17 protein-coding genes and 1 tRNA gene are annotated in these 20043 nt (G+C 60.7%); 9 read left to right on the top strand and 9 right to left on the bottom strand.

Annotated elements, in window-relative coordinates; all coding sequences use genetic code 11:
• The gene (locus tag AC2YI2_RS14400; RefSeq protein ID WP_487387158.1) at positions 1–1455 is read right to left on the bottom strand and encodes a glutamate synthase subunit beta; all 1455 of its coding nucleotides are present in this window, start codon (positions 1453–1455) and stop codon (positions 1–3) included.
• A 141-nt stretch (positions 1456–1596) separates the two neighbouring features.
• Positions 1597–6327, bottom strand: coding sequence for a glutamate synthase large subunit (gene gltB / locus AC2YI2_RS14395; RefSeq protein WP_487387157.1), 4731 nt, complete (start codon positions 6325–6327; stop codon positions 1597–1599).
• A 425-nt stretch (positions 6328–6752) separates the two neighbouring features.
• Between gltB and AC2YI2_RS14390 the strand changes: the two genes are divergently transcribed.
• Positions 6753–7802: a threonine aldolase family protein gene (locus AC2YI2_RS14390; RefSeq protein ID WP_487387156.1), complete on the top strand. Its 1050-nt coding sequence runs from the start codon at positions 6753–6755 to the stop codon at positions 7800–7802.
• 7 nt (positions 7803–7809) lie between these two features.
• On the opposite strand, the gene AC2YI2_RS14385 is transcribed toward AC2YI2_RS14390, so the two are convergent.
• A complete protein-coding gene (locus AC2YI2_RS14385; protein ID WP_487387155.1) occupies positions 7810–8202 on the bottom strand; it encodes a nuclear transport factor 2 family protein in 393 nt (130 codons plus the stop codon).
• Between the two features lie 164 nt (positions 8203–8366).
• The gene (locus AC2YI2_RS14380; RefSeq protein WP_487387154.1) at positions 8367–8849 is read right to left on the bottom strand and encodes an Hsp20 family protein; all 483 of its coding nucleotides are present in this window, start codon (positions 8847–8849) and stop codon (positions 8367–8369) included.
• Positions 8850–9263: 414 nt separating this feature from the next.
• On the opposite strand from AC2YI2_RS14380, the gene AC2YI2_RS14375 reads away from it, so the two are divergent.
• Positions 9264–10241, top strand: coding sequence for an alpha/beta fold hydrolase (locus AC2YI2_RS14375; protein WP_487387153.1), 978 nt, complete (start codon positions 9264–9266; stop codon positions 10239–10241).
• Positions 10242–10299: 58 nt separating this feature from the next.
• Here the strand turns inward: AC2YI2_RS14375 and hisN are convergent, their stop codons facing one another.
• Together hisN and AC2YI2_RS14365 are read right to left on the bottom strand one after the other, a co-directional pair.
• Positions 10300–11073 carry a histidinol-phosphatase gene (gene hisN / locus AC2YI2_RS14370; RefSeq protein ID WP_487387152.1) on the bottom strand — a complete coding sequence of 258 codons (774 nt, stop codon included), beginning with the start codon at positions 11071–11073 and terminating at the stop codon, positions 10300–10302.
• A 291-nt stretch (positions 11074–11364) separates the two neighbouring features.
• Entirely contained in the window at positions 11365–12249 is an 885-nt protein-coding gene (locus AC2YI2_RS14365) for an N-formylglutamate amidohydrolase (RefSeq protein ID WP_487387151.1), read from the bottom strand.
• 209 nt (positions 12250–12458) lie between these two features.
• Between AC2YI2_RS14365 and cpdR1 the strand changes: the two genes are divergently transcribed.
• From cpdR1 to AC2YI2_RS14350, 3 genes are all read left to right on the top strand, one after another.
• Complete coding sequence (gene cpdR1 / locus AC2YI2_RS14360) at positions 12459–12821, top strand: response regulator CpdR1 (protein ID WP_449110743.1); 363 nt, start codon at positions 12459–12461, stop codon at positions 12819–12821.
• Positions 12822–12911: 90 nt separating this feature from the next.
• Positions 12912–12986, top strand: a tRNA-Val gene (locus AC2YI2_RS14355).
• A gap of 102 nt (positions 12987–13088) precedes the next feature.
• Positions 13089–13256, top strand: a complete 168-nt coding sequence (locus AC2YI2_RS14350) for a hypothetical protein (protein WP_487387150.1) — start codon at positions 13089–13091, stop codon at positions 13254–13256.
• Between the two features lie 34 nt (positions 13257–13290).
• Here AC2YI2_RS14350 and AC2YI2_RS14345 read toward each other — a convergent pair whose 3' ends face one another.
• The 3 genes from AC2YI2_RS14345 to AC2YI2_RS14335 form a co-directional block, all read right to left on the bottom strand.
• On the bottom strand, positions 13291–14304 hold the full coding sequence (locus tag AC2YI2_RS14345) for an aldose epimerase family protein (RefSeq protein WP_487387149.1): 1014 nt from the start codon (positions 14302–14304) through the stop codon (positions 13291–13293).
• A 116-nt stretch (positions 14305–14420) separates the two neighbouring features.
• Positions 14421–15341 carry a 3-hydroxybutyryl-CoA dehydrogenase gene (locus AC2YI2_RS14340; RefSeq protein ID WP_487387254.1) on the bottom strand — a complete coding sequence of 307 codons (921 nt, stop codon included), beginning with the start codon at positions 15339–15341 and terminating at the stop codon, positions 14421–14423.
• Between the two features lie 269 nt (positions 15342–15610).
• The gene (locus AC2YI2_RS14335; RefSeq protein ID WP_487387148.1) at positions 15611–16213 is read right to left on the bottom strand and encodes a TetR/AcrR family transcriptional regulator; all 603 of its coding nucleotides are present in this window, start codon (positions 16211–16213) and stop codon (positions 15611–15613) included.
• Between the two features lie 101 nt (positions 16214–16314).
• Here AC2YI2_RS14335 and AC2YI2_RS14330 point away from each other — a divergent pair, with 101 nt between their 5' ends.
• The 4 genes from AC2YI2_RS14330 to AC2YI2_RS14315 all read left to right on the top strand — a co-directional run bounded on the left by AC2YI2_RS14330 (position 16315) and on the right by AC2YI2_RS14315 (position 19986).
• Entirely contained in the window at positions 16315–16752 is a 438-nt protein-coding gene (locus tag AC2YI2_RS14330; protein WP_487387147.1) for an ABA4-like family protein, read from the top strand.
• A gap of 3 nt (positions 16753–16755) precedes the next feature.
• Positions 16756–17613 (top strand): hypothetical protein, encoded by an 858-nt coding sequence (locus AC2YI2_RS14325; RefSeq protein WP_487387146.1) that lies wholly within the window; start codon positions 16756–16758, stop codon positions 17611–17613.
• A gap of 120 nt (positions 17614–17733) precedes the next feature.
• Complete coding sequence (locus AC2YI2_RS14320; RefSeq protein ID WP_487387145.1) at positions 17734–19374, top strand: Na/Pi cotransporter family protein; 1641 nt, start codon at positions 17734–17736, stop codon at positions 19372–19374.
• A 255-nt stretch (positions 19375–19629) separates the two neighbouring features.
• Positions 19630–19986: a hypothetical protein gene (locus AC2YI2_RS14315; protein ID WP_487387144.1), complete on the top strand. Its 357-nt coding sequence runs from the start codon at positions 19630–19632 to the stop codon at positions 19984–19986.
• Positions 19987–20043: the final 57 nt, after the last annotated feature.

Below are 20043 nucleotides of genomic sequence, written 5' to 3'. Positions count from 1 at the left end.
TTAGCGCGGCAGCGTCGTCGCGCCCATCAGCGCCTCGTCGATCGCACGCGCGGCTTGCCGGCCCTCGCGGATCGCCCAGACAACCAGCGACTGGCCGCGGCGCACGTCGCCGGCGGTCCAGAACTTGTCGACCGAGGTCTTGTAGTCGCTTTCATTGGCGATGACATTGGTCGACCCGCGCTTGTCGACATTGAGCGCCAGCCTGTCGCCGAGATCCTTCAGCACGCTGTCGGTGAAGGGGCCGCGGAAGCCGATGGCGATAAAGGCGAGATCCGCCTTGATGATGAACTCGGTGCCCTCCACCGGGCGGCGGCGATCATCGACCTGGCAGCACTTTACACCGGTCAGGATGCCGTCCTCGCCAACGAATTCCAGCGTCGCGACCTGGAATTCGCGCACGGCGCCCTCCGCCTGCGAGGACGAGGTGCGCATCTTGGTGGCCCAGAACGGCCAGACGGCGAGCTTGTCTTCCTTCTCCGGCGGCTGCGGACGGATGTCGAGCTGGCTCACACGAACCGCGCCCTGACGGAAAGCAGTACCGACGCAATCCGACGCAGTATCACCACCACCGACGACCACAACATGCTTGCCGCCCGCCATGATCGGCGCCGACGGCCAGCCGACGCTGTCGATATTCTCGCGGCCGACGCGGCGGTTCTGCTGTACGAGATAGGGCATGGCGTCATGCACGCCGACGAATTCTCCGCCCGGGATGCCCGCATCACGCGGGGTCTCGGAGCCGCCGCAATAAAGTACGGCGTCATAATCGGCCAGCAATTTGTCGACAGAGACGTCGACGCCGACATTGACGCCGCAATGGAAGGTCACACCTTCACCACGCATCTGTTCGGCGCGGCGGTCGATGAAGTTCTTCTCCATCTTGAAATCGGGAATGCCGTAGCGCAGTAGGCCGCCTGGACGGCTTTCGCGCTCGTAGAGATCGACGGTATGACCAGCGCGAGCAAGCTGCTGGGCAGCGGCCATGCCGGCCGGGCCGGAACCGATCACAGCAACCGACTTGCCCGACTTGATCGTTGCTGGCTGCGGCACGATAAAGCCCATCTCATAGGCCTTGTCGGCAATCGCTTGTTCGACCGTCTTGATCGCAACCGGCGCGTCCTCGAGGTTCAGCGTGCAGGCCTCCTCGCAAGGAGCAGGACAGACGCGGCCGGTGAATTCCGGGAAGTTGTTGGTCGAATGCAGATTGCGGATCGCCTCTTCCCACTTGCCGTTGAAAACGAGGTCGTTCCAATCGGGGATCTGGTTATGAACCGGGCAGCCCGTCGGACCGTGGCAGAAGGGAATGCCGCAATCCATGCAGCGGGCGGCCTGTTTCTCGACCTCGGGGTCCGACATCGGAATGGTGAATTCGCGGAAATGGCGAATGCGATCCGAGGCGGGTTGATAGCGTCCCACCTGCCTGTCGATTTCGAGAAAACCCGTTACCTTGCCCATACTACTCAGTCCTCAAGCGGCTGCTGCGGCAGCCTGTGCATTTACCCGATCGTCTCCGATCAGGATACCCCCAAGCCTAGTCGTCGTGATGACGCGTGGAAATACGCTGGATGCCGGTGGGGCATCCCGAAGGGGCGGAGGTTACTCCGCCGCCTCCTGTATTTTCATTCGCTCCATGTCCTCGAGCGCACGGCGATACTCGACCGGCATCACTTTGCGGAATTTCGGCCGGAACGCCGTCCAGTTGTCGAGAATCTCCTTGGCGCGCGTCGAACCGGTGTAATGCGCGTGGTTGGAGATGAGCTGGAAGAGCCGCTCCTCGTCATGCCGCGTCATGTCGCCTGACACGTCGACCATGCCCATATGGGCCAGGTCGCCGCCGTGATGGTGCAGCTTTTCGAGCAGTTCGTCTTCTTCCGGCACCGGCTGCAGTTCGACCATGGCCATGTTGCAGCGGCGTGCGAAGTCCTCGCTCTCGTCGAGAACATAGGCGACACCACCCGACATACCCGCCGCGAAGTTGCGGCCGGTCTCGCCGATGACGACGACGACGCCACCGGTCATATATTCGCAGCCGTGATCGCCCACACCTTCCACAACAGCGATGGCGCCCGAGTTACGGACGGCGAAACGCTCGCCGGCAACGCCCCTGAAGTAGCACTCACCTGTGGTCGCACCGTAGAGCACGGTGTTGCCGACGATGATCGAGTTCTCAGCGACGATCTTTGAATTCTCCGGCGGACGGATGATGATACGGCCGCCCGAGAGGCCCTTGCCGACATAGTCGTTGCCGTCGCCTTCGAGATCGAAGGTGACGCCGCGTGCCAGGAAGGCACCAAAGGACTGGCCGGCCGTGCCCTTGAGGCGCACGGTGATCGTGTCGTCCTTGAGGCCCTTCTGGCCATAGCGCTTGGCGACCTCGCCCGAGAGCATGGCACCCGCAGAACGGTCGACATTCTTGATCGTCGCCTCGATCACCATCGGCTGCTTGGTGTCGAGCGCCGGCTGGGCGCTCGCGATCAGCTCGCGGTCGAGGATATCAACGATCGGATGGTTCTGGCGCTCGGTCCAGCGCGTGGCTTCGACAGGCGCGTCGACCTTGTGGAAGAGCCGGGTGAAATCGAGACCCTGCGCCTTCCAGTGGCTGATCGACTCGTTCTTCTCGAGATATTCCGAACGCCCGACGATCTCGTTCAGGCTCTTGAAGCCCATTGCCGCGAGGATCTCGCGGACGTCGTTGGCGACGAAGAAGAAGTAGTTGATCACATGCTCGGGCAGGCCCTTGAAGCGCTTGCGCAACACCGGGTCCTGGGTCGCGACGCCCACCGGACAGGTGTTGAGATGGCACTTGCGCATCATGATGCAGCCGGCCGCGATCAGCGGAGCCGTCGAGAAGCCGAACTCGTCGGCGCCGAGCAGCGCGCCGATGATCACGTCTCGGCCGGTCTTGAGACCGCCGTCGACCTGCAGCGCCACGCGGCTGCGCAGGCCGTTCAGCACCAGCGTCTGCTGGGTTTCGGCAAGGCCGATTTCCCAGGGGCTGCCGGCGTGCTTGAGCGACGTCAGCGGCGAGGCGCCGGTGCCACCGTCATAGCCCGAGATGGTGATATGATCGGCACGCGCTTTGGCAACGCCGGCGGCGACCGTACCGACACCGACTTCCGAGACGAGCTTGACCGAGATATCGGCCGTCGGGTTGACATTCTTGAGGTCGAAGATCAGCTGCGCCAGATCCTCGATCGAATAGATGTCGTGATGCGGCGGCGGCGAGATCAGGCCGACGCCCGGCGTGGAGTGCCGCGTCTTGGCAATGGTCGCATCCACCTTGTGGCCAGGCAACTGGCCGCCTTCGCCAGGCTTGGCGCCTTGCGCAACTTTGATCTGCAGTACGTCAGCATTGACGAGATATTCCGTCGTGACGCCGAAGCGGCCAGAGGCAATCTGCTTGATCGCTGAGCGTTCGAGCGGGATCGAGCCATCAGCCTTCGGCATGTAGCGCTCGGATTCCTCGCCGCCTTCGCCCGTGTTGGATTTGCCACCGATCTTGTTCATGGCAATAGCAAGCGTCGTATGCGCCTCACGGCTGATCGAGCCGAAAGACATCGCGCCCGTGGCGAAGCGCCTGACGATGTCGGCCGCCGATTCGACCTCGGATATGTCGATCGGAGTCCGGCCGATTGCGTCAGCCATCTTGACCGTGAACAGGCCGCGCGGCGAGTTCATGCGGACAGAAGACGTGTTCACCAGCCGGGCAAATTCCTTGTAGCGATCCTCGGCATTGCCGCGGACGGCGTGCTGAAGCTCGGCCACCACGTCGGGCGTCCAGGAATGCGCCTCACCGCGCATGCGGTAGGCATATTCTCCGCCGATATCGAGCGTGCTTGCCAGGATCGGGTCGCGACCGAAGGCTGCCGTATGGCGGCTATAAGTCTCGGCCGCCACTTCGGCGAGGCCGACGCCTTCGATCATCGTCGCCGTGCCGAAGAAGAACTTATCGACGAATTCCGTCGACAGGCCGACTGCGTCAAAGATCTGCGCGCCGCAATAGGACTGGTAGGTCGAGATGCCCATCTTGGACATGACCTTGAGAATGCCCTTACCCACCGCTTTGATATAGCGATAGACGACTTCATCCTCGGACACTTCCTTCGGGAATTCGCCACGCTTGTGCATGTCGATCAGCGTGTCGAAGGCGAGATAGGGGTTGATCGCTTCGGCGCCGTAGCCCGCCAGGCAGCAGAAATGATGCACTTCGCGCGGCTCGCCGGATTCGACGACGATGCCGACGGAGGTCCGGAGCCCCTTGCGGATCAGATAGTTGTGCACGGCCGCCGTCGCCAGCAGCGCCGGGATCGCGACGCGGTCAGGCCCGACCTGGCGATCAGAGAGCACAATGATGTTATAACCACTGCGTACGGCTGCTTCCGCCCGCTCGCAGAGTCGGTCGAGCATCTCTGGCATCGCCTCGGCGCCGCGCTCGACATCATAGGTATAGTCGAGTGTCTTGGTGTCGAAGCGGTCTTCCGTGTGGCCGATCGAGCGGATCTTCTCGAGGTCGCCATTGGTCAGAATCGGCTGGCGCACTTCCAGCCGCTTGGCCTTCGACGCGCCCTCGTGATCGAGGATATTCGGCCGCGGGCCGATGAACGAGACGAGGCTCATCACCAGTTCTTCGCGGATCGGGTCGATCGGCGGGTTGGTGACCTGGGCGAAGTTCTGCTTAAAATAGGTATAGAGCAGCTTCGACTTGTCCGACATGGCCGAGATCGGCGTGTCGGTCCCCATCGAACCGACGGCCTCCTGCCCGGTGGTCGCCATGGGCGACATCAGGAGCTTGGTGTCTTCGAGCGTGTAGCCGAAGGCCTGCTGGCGGTCGAGCAGCGACACGTCACGGCGCAACGCCCGCGGCTCAACCGGGTCGAGGTCTTCGAGGATCAACTGGCTCTTGTCGAGCCACTCTTCGTATGGATGCGCCTTGGCCAGGCCGTCCTTGACCTCCTTGTCGGAGACGATGCAGCCTTTCTCCATGTCGATGAGCAGCATCTTGCCGGGCTGCAGCCGCCACTTCTTGACGATCATTTCCTCGGGCACCGGTAGCACACCGGCTTCGGAGGCAAGGATCACACGGTCGTCGGACGTGACGATATAGCGGGCTGGACGCAGGCCGTTGCGGTCGAGCGTCGCGCCGATCTGGCGGCCGTCGGTGAAGGCCACGGCGGCCGGGCCGTCCCACGGCTCCATCAGCGCGGCATGGTATTCGTAGAACGCCTTGCGCTCGCGCTTCATGAGCTGGTTGCCGGCCCAGGCCTCGGGGATCAGCATCATCACCGCATGAGCAAGCGAATAGCCGCCGCGCACGAGAAATTCGAGTGCGTTGTCGAAACAGGCGGTATCGGACTGACCTTCATAGGAAATCGGCCAGAGCTTGGATATATCGTCGCCATAAAGCGGCGAAGACACCGACGCCTGACGCGCCGCCATCCAGTTGACGTTGCCGCGCAGCGTGTTGATCTCGCCGTTATGCGCCACCATGCGGTAGGGATGCGACAGCTTCCAGCTCGGAAAGGTGTTGGTCGAAAAGCGCTGGTGCACGAGCGCCACCGCCGACTCGAAGCGCGGATCGGCAAGATCCTTGTAGTAGGCGCCGACCTGATAGGCCAGGAACATGCCCTTGTAGACGACGGTCGTGGTCGACAGCGACACGATATAGAAGCCGTTATCCTCGCCCTTCGTCTCGCCATAGATGCGATTGGAAATCACCTTGCGGAGCGTAAACAGCCGCCGCTCGAACTCGGCATTGTCCTTGACGGTTGCGCCGGCGCCGATGAAGACCTGCAGATGGAAGGGCTCCGTCGCCGCGATATCAGGGGCCTTCGACAGCGAAGCGTTATCGACCGGCACTTCGCGATAGCCGAGCAGGACTTGCCCCTCGGCAGCAACGACATCGGCGATGATGCCCTGGATATGGGCACGAACTGCCGCATCCGGCGGCATGAAGAGGTAACCGACGGCATATTGTTCGGCGGGCGGCAGGGTCACACCCTGCAAGGCCATCTCTTCGCGGAAGAACTGGTCCGGGATCTGCACGAGAATACCCGCGCCATCACCCATCAGCGGGTCGGCGCCGACTGCACCGCGATGCGTCAGGTTTTCGAGGATGAACAGGCCGTCGCGCACGATCTGGTGCGACTTCACGCCCTTCATATGGCAGACGAAGCCGACGCCGCAGGCATCGTGCTCGTTCCTCGGGTCGTAGAGGCCCTGTTTGGCAGGCAGGCCGAAATTGTAAGAGGCCTTCTTCGTCGTGCTCGTCAGCTCATGAGCCTTGAACCCGTCGAACGAATGCGATGCGGTATGGTCCGTCATCTTCATATCCTCCTGTCGCGCGCCTGCCGCGCTTTTTCTATTTCGCGGCGCGCGGGGCTTCGAACCCTTGCGCCGCAAGCGATGTCGACTCTCGCATTTTCCTGAACGCGCTGCAATTACCGGGCCAGATCGACCCGGTCTTGACGCGGCTGCCGGCTTCTGCCCTGGCCTGATTTCCCCATCAGTTCTTCCAGGGCCGGACCGCTTCTTAAAGACCAACTATGGCCTTCAGGATCCATGCAGCAAAATAGGACAGCATGACTGTCCTATTGCAGAGAATTGATGACACAAAGACCTGTCCCCTGCAAGGCCACTTTCCAAAAAATATGATCTTACGACACGAAGGGGGAAAAGGCTGAAAATCAAGGCTTCAGCGGCTTTTTTGGAGAGATCTGTTCGCCTATAAGTCTCGACATCAAGAGGAGTGACACATGTTCTTCGCGTCCGACAATTGGGCAGGCGCCCATCCCCTCATCGCCGAGAGCCTCGTCAAGGCCGCAACCGGCTATTCCGTCCCCTATGGCGAGGGCGAAATCGATCGCAGGGTCGAGCGCAAATTGTCTGATATCTTCGAGCGCGATGTGAAGGTTTTCTTCGTCGGCACCGGTACGGCCGCCAACGCACTTTCCCTCGCCTCCGTCGCCAAGCCGGCCAGCGTGATCTTCTGCCATCCGAAGGCCCATGTGACCCATGAGGGCGGCGCCGTAGAAATGATGACCAATGGCGGCAAGCTGGTCCCCGTGCGGCCGAGCGGCGCGGGCGCAAGCAAGATGGATACGGCCGGCCTCAAAGCTGCGATCAGCCCCTATCTATCGACGGATGCCAGCATCGGAAACCGGACCGCCTTTACGCTGTCCCAGGCCACCGAAGCTGGCACTGTCTATACGGTCGAAGAAATCGCCGAACTCTCGGCTGTCGCACATGCCGCCGGGCTCAAGGTTCACATGGACGGCGCACGATTTTCAAACGCCGTCGCGGCCTTGGGCGTGACGCCGGCCGAGATGACATGGAAGGCCGGCATCGATATCCTCTCGCTCGGCGGCACCAAGAATGGCTGCTGGTGCGCCGAGGCGATCGTCTTCTTCAATCCCGACGACGCTGCGGCACTGCCGGTGCTCCGCAAGCGCGCTGGCCACCTCTTCTCCAAGTCGACCTTCATCTCCGCCCAGTTCGAACGCTGGCTGGAAAGCGATCTCTGGCTGGAACTCGCTCGTCATGCCAATCAAATGGGCGACAAGCTCGCCGCGGCGATCCGAGCGTCGAAGGATCTTTGCCTCGCCTGGGAAACGGGCACCAACCAGCAATTCGCCATCATGACAGATGAGAAGGCGGCCAAGATCCGGGCCTCCGGGGCGACTTTTCACGATTGGCCTGCGCCGGAAGGGTTCGACGGTCTCGGTGAAGGCGAAAAAATCCGCCGCCTGATCGCTTGCTATGCGACCACGCAGACGGATATCGACCAGCTGGTTGCCCAGTTCTAGGAAAACCTTATTGCTTCAGGAATGTTTCGCTATGTGCGTGGCATTCCCAGCCATTCGCCCCACGGATCCACACGGAACTGTCGGCGGCCTTGAGACTGTCCGACTTGCCATCCATGGTGACGTCCTGCCGGACGGTATAGGCGATCAGCGCAACATCAGGAGATGGTGTCGAGACCTCGATGTCTTCAAATGCATAGGATTCGAGCGTCCAATTGCCCTCCTCCGTCATCTTGCCCATCTTTTCCTTCGCAATGCGGGTGACGCCGCGAGCGCCGGTCACGAGGCTGGATTTAGCCGACAGCTGTGCGGTGCGGTTGCCGTCTTTCGTCTTCATCGCATCCCAATAGGATTTCTCGAGAGCGATGATCTCGTCCTTGGTCGGCATGGCGTGAGCATTCATGTCATCCTCCTTCGGTAGATATGAGGCAAACGATCCAAATAGGATGCTGTTCCGGCCAACTGCCGCCAAAGTCTCTTCGATCGCATCAAGGCAACAAAAAGCCCTTCCGGAGAGGGGGACCGGAAGGGCTCTTTCGGAGAGCGGCTAAGCGCTCACCCGCTTGGTTAGTTGACCGTCTCTTCAGTCACGACCTGGGCCTCGATCGACTTCGGCTCATTGTTCTTCTGGGCCGGGAGGATGTCGATCTTGCGCGGCTTCATCGCCTCGGGAATGTCCCGCACGAGGTCAATATGAAGCAGGCCGTTCTTGAGCTGGGCAGCCCTTACCTCGACGTGATCGGCAAGCTGGAAGCGGCGCTCGAAGGCGCGCTTGGCAATGCCGCGATAGAGGGTTTCGGAGCCTTCGCCATTCTCGGTGCCTTTGTCGCCCTTCACGGTAAGCAGGTGCTGGTTGAGTTCGAGCGAGAGTTCGCTCTCGTCGAAGCCGGCAACCGCCATGGTGATGCGATAGGCATTTTCACCCGTCCGCTCGATATTGTAGGGCGGATAGGTAGGCTGTTCCGGCTGGGACAGGCTGTCCAGCATGGAGAAGACACGGTCGAAACCGACGGTCGAACGATAGAGGGGGGAGAAATCAAAGTGACGCATAGTGTCCTCCTTCAGAGCAACGTTTGCGATGTCAATTGAAGCGCTGCAGGCCCTGATTTTCAGGCGCCGGCCGCTCCGTTTTACAGGACCCGATCATCGGCGCCCCGTGTCCATGAATTGGTATTCGGCAAAATCCATTTCAAGACCGCCCGGCCGAATTTTCGAATCTGAACGCCAGATGAACGATAGGTTTGGCATGCATTCAGACGGCGGTTGGTAAAACCGGACCATTGGGAGCGAAATCTCCCTAGACTGGTGCGAATGTCCCTTCCGCCCCAGCCTTCTTTTGACCGGAAATCGCATTGCCCCTCAACATGGCGGTTTCCGGTTCCTTTTCTCCCCAGACCTCACCTTGCGAAGCCCGGTGCGAACTGGGATAAGCGCTTTCATCAAGCGTTTATCCGACCGGACATCATGAGCGACGTACTCTTCGAATCCCCCGGCAATCCCATACCACCCAATCATTTCGCCGGCTTTTTCGAGAGCTTCGACGGCATGAGGCTGCGTTATGCCGTATTCCGCTCGGGATCGCAGGTGCCGCGGGGCACGATCGTACTTCTTCCGGGCCGCAACGAGCCGATCGAGAAATATTTCGAGACAGCACGCGACCTCAACGCCCAGGGCCTGTGGGTCGCAACCTTCGACTGGCGCGGCCAGGGTGGATCCCCGCGCCTCATCAAGGGCCGCCGGGGTCGCCGTCGCGGCCACGCCCGCCGCATGCGCGATTTCGAGCGCGATCTCGATATCTTCCTCGAGCAGATCGTCCTGCCGGACACCAAGCTGCCATTCTTCATCCTCGGCCATTCCATGGGCGCGCTGATCGCTCTCAAGGCCGCGCCGCGACTGGCCAATCGCATCGAGCGCATGGCGCTGGTGGCGCCCTTTGTGGGCGCAACCGGCCTCGGCATCCCCTACTGGCTGCTGAAGCTGCTGGCCAACGCGTCGACACTGTTCGGTTTCGGCTGGATCCAGTTCTCGCGCGACACGCTGGCCAACCGCCCGTTCGAGGGCAATCCGCTTACCTCGGATCCGGTTCGCTTCGCCCGCAACCAGGCCATCGTTCAGGCCAATCCGAAACTCGGAATCGGTCCTCCGACCGCGCGCTGGATCGCCACCATGATCGATGCAATCGAGGAGGTAACGACAATGGATTACCTCCGGAAGATCGAGGTCCCGTGCCTCGTCATCGCCCCGGCCAATGATCAGATCGTGCCCTATGCGGAACTTGAAGCTCTGTCGCGGAAATTCCGCGCCGGCAAACTGCTGACCATCCCCGGCGCCCAGCACGAAGTACTGCAGGAGCGCGACATTTTCCGCGAACAGGCGCTGGCAGCGATTGCCGCTTTCATACCCGGCTCGGACGCCGACCCCGAGCAATATACGAGCGCCTGATTGTCTCTCGGGCGCAATTCCGGACGGAAAGCCGCTTCACACTTTTCCTGGAATTGCTCTAGCTATTGAGAATTTCCAGCGCCTCGGCATGGAGCTTGGCGTTCGCCGCGGCGACGATGTAGCCGCCCATTTCCGGCCGCCCGCCGTCCCAGGTTGTCATCACACCGCCGGCCTGCTCGATAACGGGAATGAGCGCGCCGACATCATAGGGCTTGAGCGAGTTTTCAACCACGAGGTCGACATGGCCGCTCGCGAGCAGTGCGTAGGCATAGCAATCGCAGCCATAACGGAAGAGTTTCGCCTTGCGCTCGATCTCGCGGTAGCGCCGATCACCCTCGTTTTGGAAGAGATGCGGCGAGGTGGTAAAGAGGATAGCGCTTGAAATGGTCTCGCAAGCGCTTGTCGTGAGGACCTTGTCGCCACCCGGCCCGCGATAATGGCTGCGCTCGCCGTCGGCGAACCAGCGCTCACCGGTAAAGGGCTGGTCGATGACACCCATGCGCGCCCGGCCGTTCTGGTAGAGGCCGATCAGCGTGCCCCAGACCGGCACCCCGGAAATGAAGGCCCGCGTACCGTCGATCGGGTCGATGACCCAGACGAATTCGCGGTCGAGCCCCTTCGACCCATGCTCCTCGCCGAGAATGCCATGATCCGGAAAGGTCGCCTCGATCAGGGTGACGATGGCCGTCTCAGCCCGCTGATCGCCCTCCGTGACGGGATCGTAGAATTGCCCGCCCTTGTCGGTAACGGATAGGGCCGAGCGGAATCGCGGCAGAGTCTCGGCCTTGGCGGCATCGGCGAGTCGATCGAAGAAAGCGCGGTCCGGAAGCATGGCGGGGCCTCGAAAACAGATTGATTGGCATCTCAAGAGCGGTCATTTGAAGAAAAATCAAGCACTGCGTCAGGCAAATGATGAAAATTTCTGCAAGTTAAGCTTCTGTCATTTTTTTCATCAGTTGCGTTGACTTTTTCGCAGTGCAGCAGTAGTCTTTTTCTTACAGTCCTTACCGGCTGTAAATGCCCTCCTTGGGTGTTTCCTCCCTAGACTTGACCGCGCTTTTGAGCGCGGTTCTTTTTTGACGAACCGTTTGTTGCGTTCGTTTTTCCGGAAGAAATATTGGCGTTATTCAGCGGCGAGGGAAACGTCACCGCCGCCCTTGCAGACCTCATTGGAAAAGCTCTGGATGAAGCTTCTGATGGAGAGCACGACCTTGTCGAAATCGGCCTTCTTCCTGAGCGAGGTTTCATCGATATAGAGGCTTCTGTTGACCTCGATCTGCAAGGCATGCAGCCCACGCGCCGGCCGGCCGTAATGCTCGGTGATGAAGCCGCCCGCATAGGGCTTGTTCCGTACTGCGACAAAGCCCTGCTCTTCGAGCAACTTCAGCGCCAGCCGCGACAGTTCCGACGAGGCCGAGGTGCCATAGCGGTCGCCGATGATAAAGTCGGGGCGAACGCCGCTACCGGAAATCCGGATATTGCCTGGCATGGAATGGCAATCGATCAGCACCGCGCGTCCGAAGCGCGCATGGGTCCGGGCGATCAGCCGTCTCAGCGCCGCGTGATACGGCTTATAGATAACCTCGATGCGCTGCATCGCCTCTTCGACACCGAGCTTGCAGCGATAGATATCCATGTTCTCGCCGACGATACGCGGCACGGTGCCGAGACCGCCCGCCACGCGCACCGAGGCCGTATTGGCATAGGGCGGCAGCCGCCCGTCGAACATGGTCGGATCGAGCTCATAGGGCTCGCGGTTCACATCGACATAGGCGCGGGGAAAATTGGCCGAGAGCATCGGCGCGCCAAAGCTGACACAGGAGAAGAAGAGCTCCTCGACGAAGTGATCTTCGGAGCGGCGGATGGCGGTCTGGTCGAGCTTGGATCGATCGGTGAATGTACGAGGATAGATCCGTCCGGAATGCGGAGAATTGAAAACAAAGGGCAGAGATTGACTCTCCGGTTCCCAGATTTCGAAAAGTTCCCCCTCCCTGAAATCCCAGACCATCCGGCTCCTTCTTTCGACGCGGCAATTTAACTGATTTGGCCATGTTGCCAGCAGCCGCTGGTCAAGTCCATACTATCAGAGGCTAAATTGCCGCACGGTTGACCGCATGCGACTAAAATGTCGTCGCGTTCACCGGATTTTTACTGCCCGCCCGGTAATTTCGGTCTATCCCTCCTATAGTCGGGTTCCACACAGGTTTTAAGACACCCATGAGTCAGAAGATCCTTCTCGCCGAAGACGACAACGACATGCGCCGGTTCCTGGTGAAGGCGCTTGAAAAGGCGGGCTATCGTGTCATATCCTATGACAATGGCGCCAGCGCCTATGACCGGCTTCGCGAAGAGCCCTTCTCGCTCCTGCTGACCGATATCGTCATGCCGGAGATGGATGGCATCGAGCTCGCGCGCCGGGCCACCGAACTCGACCCTGATTTGAAGGTCATGTTCATCACGGGATTCGCCGCCGTGGCGCTTAATCCTGATTCGAATGCGCCGAAGGATGCCAAGGTCCTGTCCAAGCCGTTCCACCTCCGAGAGCTGGTGGACGAGGTCAACAAGATGCTCGCCGCCTGACAATCTCGGAGCTTTCAAGAAAACGTCGCACGGCCAAAAAAACCCTATTGACCTCCGATGGGTTTTTTGGTCTATGCCCCGACATCGGATGGGCGTGTAGCTCAGCGGGAGAGCACTACGTTGACATCGTAGGGGTCACAGGTTCGATCCCTGTCACGCCCACCATCCTGTTTCAAAAGGCCTTTCGAGAAATCGAAAGGCCTTTTTGCATTGTTGCCGCTCGTTTCACCCACCCCCAGTTAGGGGATAGTGACCTTTGGAAGTGATGTGATCACCGACATTGACGCCAAAGGTGGCTTGCAGGCCCTGGACTATTTGATTGGGGATTTCGCCAGTGTCCCAGCGATCAAGAAATCCGGAAACACCACCGTCCTCGAGTTCTCCAGTGGTGACCAGATAACGCTTCGCTTCTGCATGTCAGGCCCGGCGATGTAACGCCCGACGACTTTCTCCGGAACGCCGATGCCCTTCAACTCTTGGCGAAGACGTATTCCGTCTCCTGCCGCAACACCTCGCCAGGCCGAAGAATGGCCTTTGGGAAACCCGCCTGGTTGATTGCATCCGGCCAGATCTGCGTTTCCAGGCAGAAGCCGGAGAAGGCGGGATAGCTGAGCCCATCGAGGCCGGGAACCGGCACATTCATCTTGAAGGCGGCGTAGAATTGCACCCCCGGCTCGGTGGTCAGCACGCGCAGATGCACGCCGGAAGCCGGGCTCGTCGCATGGGCGACGAGGCGCTTCTCCGTCCGCTCGGGCGAGAGGCAGAAATTGTGGTCGTAGAGCACCCGCTCGCCACTTGCCGTCTGCACCATCGGCTTCATTGCGCGAAAATCGAAGGGCGTGCCGCTGATGTCTTTCGGTCCGCCTTCCGGGATCTGCTCCGCATTGGTCGGCAGATAGGCATCGGCGGCGATCATCAGCATATGGTCCGATGTGTCATGCCCGTCCTTCAGCGAGAAATAGCTGTGCTGGCAGACATTGGCGATCGTGGGTTGGTCGGTTGTGCTCTCGTAGATGACGGAGAGTACGCCCTCTGGCTTGAGTTGATAGGTCGCTGTGATTGTGCAATTTCCCGGATAGCCGGCGCGGCCGTCGCGATCGACAATGCGCAGAACGACCTTGTCGTCGGCCAGTTCGATGATGTCCCAGTTCTGGCTGGCAATGCCGTCCTTGCCGCCATGGAGATGGGTAATGCCCTGCTCGTTCTGTTCGATCTGATACTGACGGCCATCGATGGTGATGCGGCCCTTGGCAATGCGGTTGGCATTGCGCCCGGGCGAGGCGCCGAAGAACGGCGAATGCGTGAGATAGTCGGCCATATTGTCGAAGCCGAGCACCAGCGGCGCGGCATGGCCTTCGAGCCTGAGATCCTGGATGATCGAGCCCCATGTCAGCACGTTCGCGGTGAGACCGCCGCCCTTGAGGAAGATCCGCGTCACAGCTTCGCCGTTGGCGCCTGTGCCAAACACTTCGCTCTTGGTCATGCGGCTATCCCCCCGAATTAAAGACTGGCGGCGCGCAAATTGTATGATTTTTCGTGCGATCGCAACCGCCAAACCTGGACGGATGCAAAAACCCTGCTGATAAGCCGAAATCAGGCTTAGCGGGTGGGAACGGGCGTCGCACCACGGTAGTCATAGAAGCCGCGGCCGGACTTTCGACCGAGCCAGCCTGCTTCAACATATTTCACCAGCAGCGGGCACGGGCGATATTTGGAATCGGCGAGACCGTCGTGCAGCACCTGCATGATCGAGAGGCAGGTATCGAGGCCGATGAAATCGGCGAGCTGCAGCGGACCCATCGGGTGGTTGGCGCCAAGCCTCATGGCCGTATCGATGGCATCGACGCTGCCGACGCCTTCATAAAGCGTGTAGATCGCCTCGTTGATCATGGGCAGTAGAATGCGGTTGACGATGAACGCGGGGAAGTCTTCGGCAACAGTGGTCGTCTTGTCCAGCGTGTCGACGAATTGCTTGGCGGAGGTGAAGGTCGCCTCGTCAGTTGCTATGCCGCGTACGAGCTCGACCAGCTTCATCACCGGCACCGGGTTCATGAAGTGAATGCCCATGAACTTTTCCGGCCTGTCCGTTGCCGAGGCCAGACGGGTGATCGAGAGTGAAGACGTGTTAGTGGCGAGGATCGCTTCCGGTTTCATGACCGGACAGACGGCATTGTAGATCTTGCGTTTGGTCGCTTCGTCCTCGGTCGCCGCTTCGATGACGAGATCGGCCGAGGCGAGATCGTTGATATCAGAGGAGCCAGCAATGAGAGAGAGCGCCGCCTTCCGCTCGTCCTCAGTGATCTTACCGCTCGACATCTGGCGGGCCAGGTTGCCGTTGACGGTGGCCAGCGCGGCTTCAATCCGGTCAGGCGTCAAATCGTAGAGCTGGACCTTGTATCCTGCCGCGGCAGCGACCTGGGCGATGCCATTGCCCATCTGCCCCGCGCCAACCACGCCCACCGTCTTGATTTCAATGCCCATGTTGTTTCCCGTCGAACGCCCGGCGTGCTTCTTCTTGATTGAGGAACCGGATAATAGATGGCGGATATGTTATTCCGCAAGTCTGACCTTGATATCGCCCTTACGCCGCCAGTTCCAGTGTTTTTTCGCAATTGCGAAAGCGAGGTAAATGTCCGCACGGCGTCCTAAAGCGCAGCGTGCTGCCCATGCTGGCGCAGCTGGGAGCAGCATCTTCGCGGACAGCAATGGCGACACGATCACGATTTCACGATCGAGCTCGATCGCGCTTCAACCTCAGGGAAGGCGACTTCCTGTTGTGAGTCACGCCCCTACCCGCCGGCTCGTCCGGCGGCACCGAAGATGAGCGAGGCTATGTCCAGCGTAGCCGCCCCACTTTCTTCGGGAAGTTTGTGATCTATCGTGAGATGCGCCTCGCCGTGGATCTGCGACCAGACAAGGCCAGCCAACCTTCGCCGCTCATTCTCGGTCTTGAGACCGAGATGGTTGGCCGCCGGCGCACTTAGATCGAGCAGCTGTTTCCAGGCCACGTCCGCCGCCTCACAGAGCTCCGGCGCGCTCCAGTCGAGATGCCCGGAACTGAACATGAGCCGCAGCACGTTGGGATGCACCTTGGCGAACGCCAGGTAGCCGCGCCGTGCCGCGCGCAGAATTTCAGCACCTTCCTTCGGCGACTGTTCCATCTCCCCGGCAATCGTGCGGACAAAGGTCTCGAAGCCCCAGGTCGCCATCGCATTGTGGAGATGCCGCATCGACGGGAAGTGATGTTCGGGCGCGGCGTGGGAAACCCCGACGCTCGCCGCGACCTTTCTGAGCGACAACTGCTCGAGGCCGATTTCCTCCACCATGATCAAAGCCGCCTGCAACAGGGCGTTGCGCAGGTCTCCATGATGATAGCTCTGTCGTTTGGGCATGACCCTGCATAGCGCCCAATCCGCTATGTGTCAAAAATATCTTGACACTGACAAGATAAAAACTCATCTTGATCCTGACACTGTCAAGATAGGAGGGCGGCATGTCATTCGAACAGGGCTTCTCGCTTGCAAGCACGCTGGCCATGATTGGATGGCTCGCATTGATCTGTCTGCCCCGCTGGTCCTTGCTGACCGCCGTCCTGAGGTTCGGGCTAGTTGGATTGCTATCCGTCGCCTACGCCGTCCTGATCATGGTCTATTTCTTCCGCGTCGAGGGTGGCGGCTTTGGTTCGATCACCGAGGTGCGGCAGCTCTTCCTCTCGGATGGCGGCCTTCTAGCCGGCTGGATCCATTATCTGGCCTTCGATCTCTTCGTCGGTCTCTGGATTGCCGAGCGGGCCGACCGCGCGCAGCTCAGCCGTCTGCTCCAGGCGCCCATTCTCGTCGCCACCTTCATGTTCGGTCCGCTAGGCCTACTCATGTTCTACGTCACCCGCGGGGCGCAGACCTCATTGTCCTCCATTGCTGCCAGGAGCTGAGCCATGGCCATCACCTTCGAGACTTTTCAGTCTGCCATCCCAGAGACCGCGGCTTTCGCTCGCACCAACCCGCTCACGCGCCGTGTCGAGCAGACGCTGCTCGCGGCCCTCGGCATCCAGATCGCCTTCATGATCCCCAGCCTCGCCGCCTATCTCATCGATGAGCGGCTGCTCAACGGGATCAGCGTCTGGTCAAAGCCGCTCAAGTTCCAGTCCTCCTTGATCCTGCTGATCGGAACGTTGTTTCTGTTACTGCCGATCCTCCGCGTCGAAGCGATGGCGGGCCGCTTGGCCCGCGCCACGGCTTTGGCGATAGCGGTTTCCGCCACGTTGGAGATCGCCTACATCACGCTCCAGGCGGCACGAGGCCGCGCCTCGCATTTCAATGACAGCACGGCGCTCGAGGCAACGCTCTATTCGGTCATGGGCGTCGGCGCATTAACACTCGTCATTTGCACCTTCATTTTCGGCTGGATGATCTGGCAACAGGGTCGTCCTGAAGTGGGCCTGGGCCTTCGGATGGGAGCAGCCTCGGGTCTGATGATCGGCGCCGTGCTTACCCTGATCACGGCCGGCGTGCTGAGCGGCGGCGCTATCGACGGCCCGGGCCACTGGGTCGGCGGAACCAAGACCGACGCCGGCGGACTCTTCCTCCTCGGCTGGTCACGCACCGGCGGTGACCTGCGCGTGCCACACTTCTTCGCCACCCATATCATGCAGGCACTACCGCTTCTCGGCCTCATGCTCGACCGGTTCCGACCCAATCGCGCACGCATTGGCATCTGGATCGGTGCATTGCTGGGCACGGCAATCGTTGCCGCAACCTTCGTGCAGGCCATGTCTGCTACGCCTTTCCTCTGAGCGCAGACCAGCTTTCGGGAATGGCGTCATCGGACGAATTAATTTCGCCGGCGAATGAACGCATCCTTTCAGATCGTGCTAGCATATGCGCTCATTCTGGAAAGGAGTCTTTCGCCCGCGATGGAATCCCTTGTCGTCATGACCAATCTGTTCGGCGCCGTGGCGCTGTTGCTCTTCGGCCTTGCGCAGGTCCGGGATGGCGCGACGCGTGCGCTCGGGGTTAGGCTCCGAAGCGGCCTTGCCAGCAGCACGCGCGGCAGTTTCAGATCGTTCGCATCCGGTTTCGCAGCCACCATCGCACTTCAGAGCTCCACCGCAACGGCGCTGATGATCACCTCCTTCGTCGAGCGCGATCTCGTGGCACCGGCCATGGCGCAGGTCGTGCTGCTCGGCGCCAATGTCGGTACTGCCGTCACGGCGTGGATCGTATCCACGGGGATTGAGTGGATATCGCCGCTCCTCATCCTCGTCGGCATCGTCTTCTATCGGCGCGCCTCGACGGTCGCCAAGGGAATCGGTATGGCGACGATCGGCGTCGGCCTGATGCTTCTCTCGCTTCATCTCCTCAGCCTCGCGACCGAGCCCCTCCGGCACTCGCCGGCGCTCGGCGCATTCATCCAGCTTCTCGACAATGCATGGGTCGTGGCGATGCTGTTTTCGGCGGCGCTCGCGGCCCTGTCGTCCTCCAGCCTTGCGGTCGTTATCCTCATTGTGTCGCTGGCCTCAACCGGCGCGCTCTCGCCCGGCCTGACAGTCGCATTGATCCTTGGCGCCAATCTCGGCGGCGCCGTGCCGCCGGTATTGTCGACGCTCTCCGCTCCGGCCCAGGCGCGCCGGGTCACCCTTGGTAATCTGCTCGTCCGCGCCATCGGCTGTGTCGCCGCGTTACCCTTCGCAGGCTATCTCGGCGCCCTGCTGCTGGGCCTGCCCTTCTCGCCCGCCACCATGCCGGTCGACGCACATCTTGCGTTCAACATCATCCTCGCGGCGCTTGCCTGGCCATTCACGCCACTTCTCAGCAAGCTGATGAAGCGGCTGATCGCGGATGATCCCAAGGGCGAGGAAGGATCGCGGTTCCTCGACACGCAGGCGCTCAACACCCCGGTCGTTGCGCTCGCCAATGCGACGCGCGAGGTACTGGGTATCGGCGACCTCATCGAAAAGATGCTGATCGAGTGCCAGAAGGCCTTCACCGCCAATGACCTGGCGCCGCTCAAGGATGTCCCGCTTCTGGAAAAGCGCGTCGACAAGCTGCAGCAGGAGGTGAAACTTTACCTCTCCCGCCTCGCCCGCGACACGGGTTCGGGCAATGATCGCCGGTCGATCGCCATTATCGAATATGCGATCAACCTCGAGCATATCGGCGACATCATCGAAAAGGGCCTGGTCGAGCAAATCACCAAGAAGGTCGCCAAGGGCCTTGCCTTCTCCGAAGATGGGCTCAAGGAACTCAAAGGCCTGTTCGACCTCACCATCGACAATCTGCGCATCGGTCAGACGATCTTCGTCACCAGCGATGCGGGGCTCGCCCGGCAGCTCATGGAAGTCAAGGTCAGCGTCCGCCGGCTGGAGAAACAATCCTCCGAGCGCCATCTCGAACGCCTGCGCGACGGCCTCACCGAAAGCCTGCTCTCGAGCTCACTGCATCTCGATCTGCTGCGCGACCTCAAGCGCATCAATGCCCATATCGTCTCCGTCGCCCACCCCATTCTCGATGAGAGCGGCCTCCTCATTGAAAGCCGCCTTCGGACTGGCGCCTAAAGTAAAATTTGGCGCGATCGTTTCAGTTGCGTGACCGTTCTGCGACTGAAAATCTGTGAATTCAGCTCAAGGTAGCGCTGTCATCAAAGCCTGGCGGCGCTGTTATTGTGGGCATTCTATCACTTCGGCGCCAGCTGGGACGCGTTTTGGCGCCCGATAACAAATTTTCGCCCCGACGACTTTGTTGTGAAACAATCATTTCTTAATCATGCCATCCAACGAAGGCGGGCGGGGAGCCAGGCCGGGGGACCGAAGATGAGCAACATTGCAAATCAGTTGGTGGCAGTTGTTGCAACCCTCTTGGGGTTCGTGGCGCACGATGCCCTCACGCAGCGCAGCACGCCGGTCACGGTCGTTGCCAGCGCCACCGAGGCCACTATCGATCCCGTCGTCACCCGCGCCCTCAATCTCGAAGGCATCTCTTCAGACTGGCTGAATGAAACAGCCCGCGCCGAGCGCGCCGCCCAGCCGTGCCCGTTGATGCGTGTTTCTGCGGCGGCGGTCGCGCCGCGGCTCGATCCTCACCATGTCGATGCCGAGTTCGCCGACATCCGCATCAATCACGCTCGCGTTGCGGCTCCCGGTGTGCGCAACGACGCCTTCATCCGCTGAAAAGAGTCCTCCCGAGACTCGGAAAGGGACGGCCAGTGTGCCGTCCCTTTTCATTTG

This window comes from Rhizobium sp. SRI_017 (assembly GCF_057586295.1).
The sequence above is the reverse complement of the archived record's forward strand: the minus strand, read 5'-3'. Positions and strand labels throughout refer to the sequence as shown.

Bases quoted from the DNA above. Each gene is read 5' to 3' on its own strand.
- AC2YI2_RS14380 (WP_487387154.1), bottom strand. From the start codon at position 8,849: ATGCGTCACTTTGATTTCTCCCCCCTCTATCGTTCGACCGTCGGTTTC.
- cpdR1 (WP_449110743.1), top strand. From the start codon at position 12,459: ATGAGTCAGAAGATCCTTCTCGCCGAAGACGACAACGACATGCGCCGG.
- AC2YI2_RS14325 (WP_487387146.1), top strand. From the start codon at position 16,756: ATGGCCATCACCTTCGAGACTTTTCAGTCTGCCATCCCAGAGACCGCG.
- AC2YI2_RS14400 (WP_487387158.1), bottom strand. From the start codon at position 1,455: ATGGGCAAGGTAACGGGTTTTCTCGAAATCGACAGGCAGGTGGGACGC.
- AC2YI2_RS14390 (WP_487387156.1), top strand. From the start codon at position 6,753: ATGTTCTTCGCGTCCGACAATTGGGCAGGCGCCCATCCCCTCATCGCC.
- gltB (WP_487387157.1), bottom strand. From the start codon at position 6,327: ATGAAGATGACGGACCATACCGCATCGCATTCGTTCGACGGGTTCAAG.
- AC2YI2_RS14320 (WP_487387145.1), top strand. From the start codon at position 17,734: ATGGAATCCCTTGTCGTCATGACCAATCTGTTCGGCGCCGTGGCGCTG.
- AC2YI2_RS14335 (WP_487387148.1), bottom strand. From the start codon at position 16,213: ATGCCCAAACGACAGAGCTATCATCATGGAGACCTGCGCAACGCCCTG.
- AC2YI2_RS14330 (WP_487387147.1), top strand. From the start codon at position 16,315: ATGTCATTCGAACAGGGCTTCTCGCTTGCAAGCACGCTGGCCATGATT.
- AC2YI2_RS14375 (WP_487387153.1), top strand. From the start codon at position 9,264: ATGAGCGACGTACTCTTCGAATCCCCCGGCAATCCCATACCACCCAAT.
- hisN (WP_487387152.1), bottom strand. From the start codon at position 11,073: ATGCTTCCGGACCGCGCTTTCTTCGATCGACTCGCCGATGCCGCCAAG.
- AC2YI2_RS14345 (WP_487387149.1), bottom strand. From the start codon at position 14,304: ATGACCAAGAGCGAAGTGTTTGGCACAGGCGCCAACGGCGAAGCTGTG.
- AC2YI2_RS14385 (WP_487387155.1), bottom strand. From the start codon at position 8,202: ATGAATGCTCACGCCATGCCGACCAAGGACGAGATCATCGCTCTCGAG.
- AC2YI2_RS14315 (WP_487387144.1), top strand. From the start codon at position 19,630: ATGAGCAACATTGCAAATCAGTTGGTGGCAGTTGTTGCAACCCTCTTG.
- AC2YI2_RS14365 (WP_487387151.1), bottom strand. From the start codon at position 12,249: ATGGTCTGGGATTTCAGGGAGGGGGAACTTTTCGAAATCTGGGAACCG.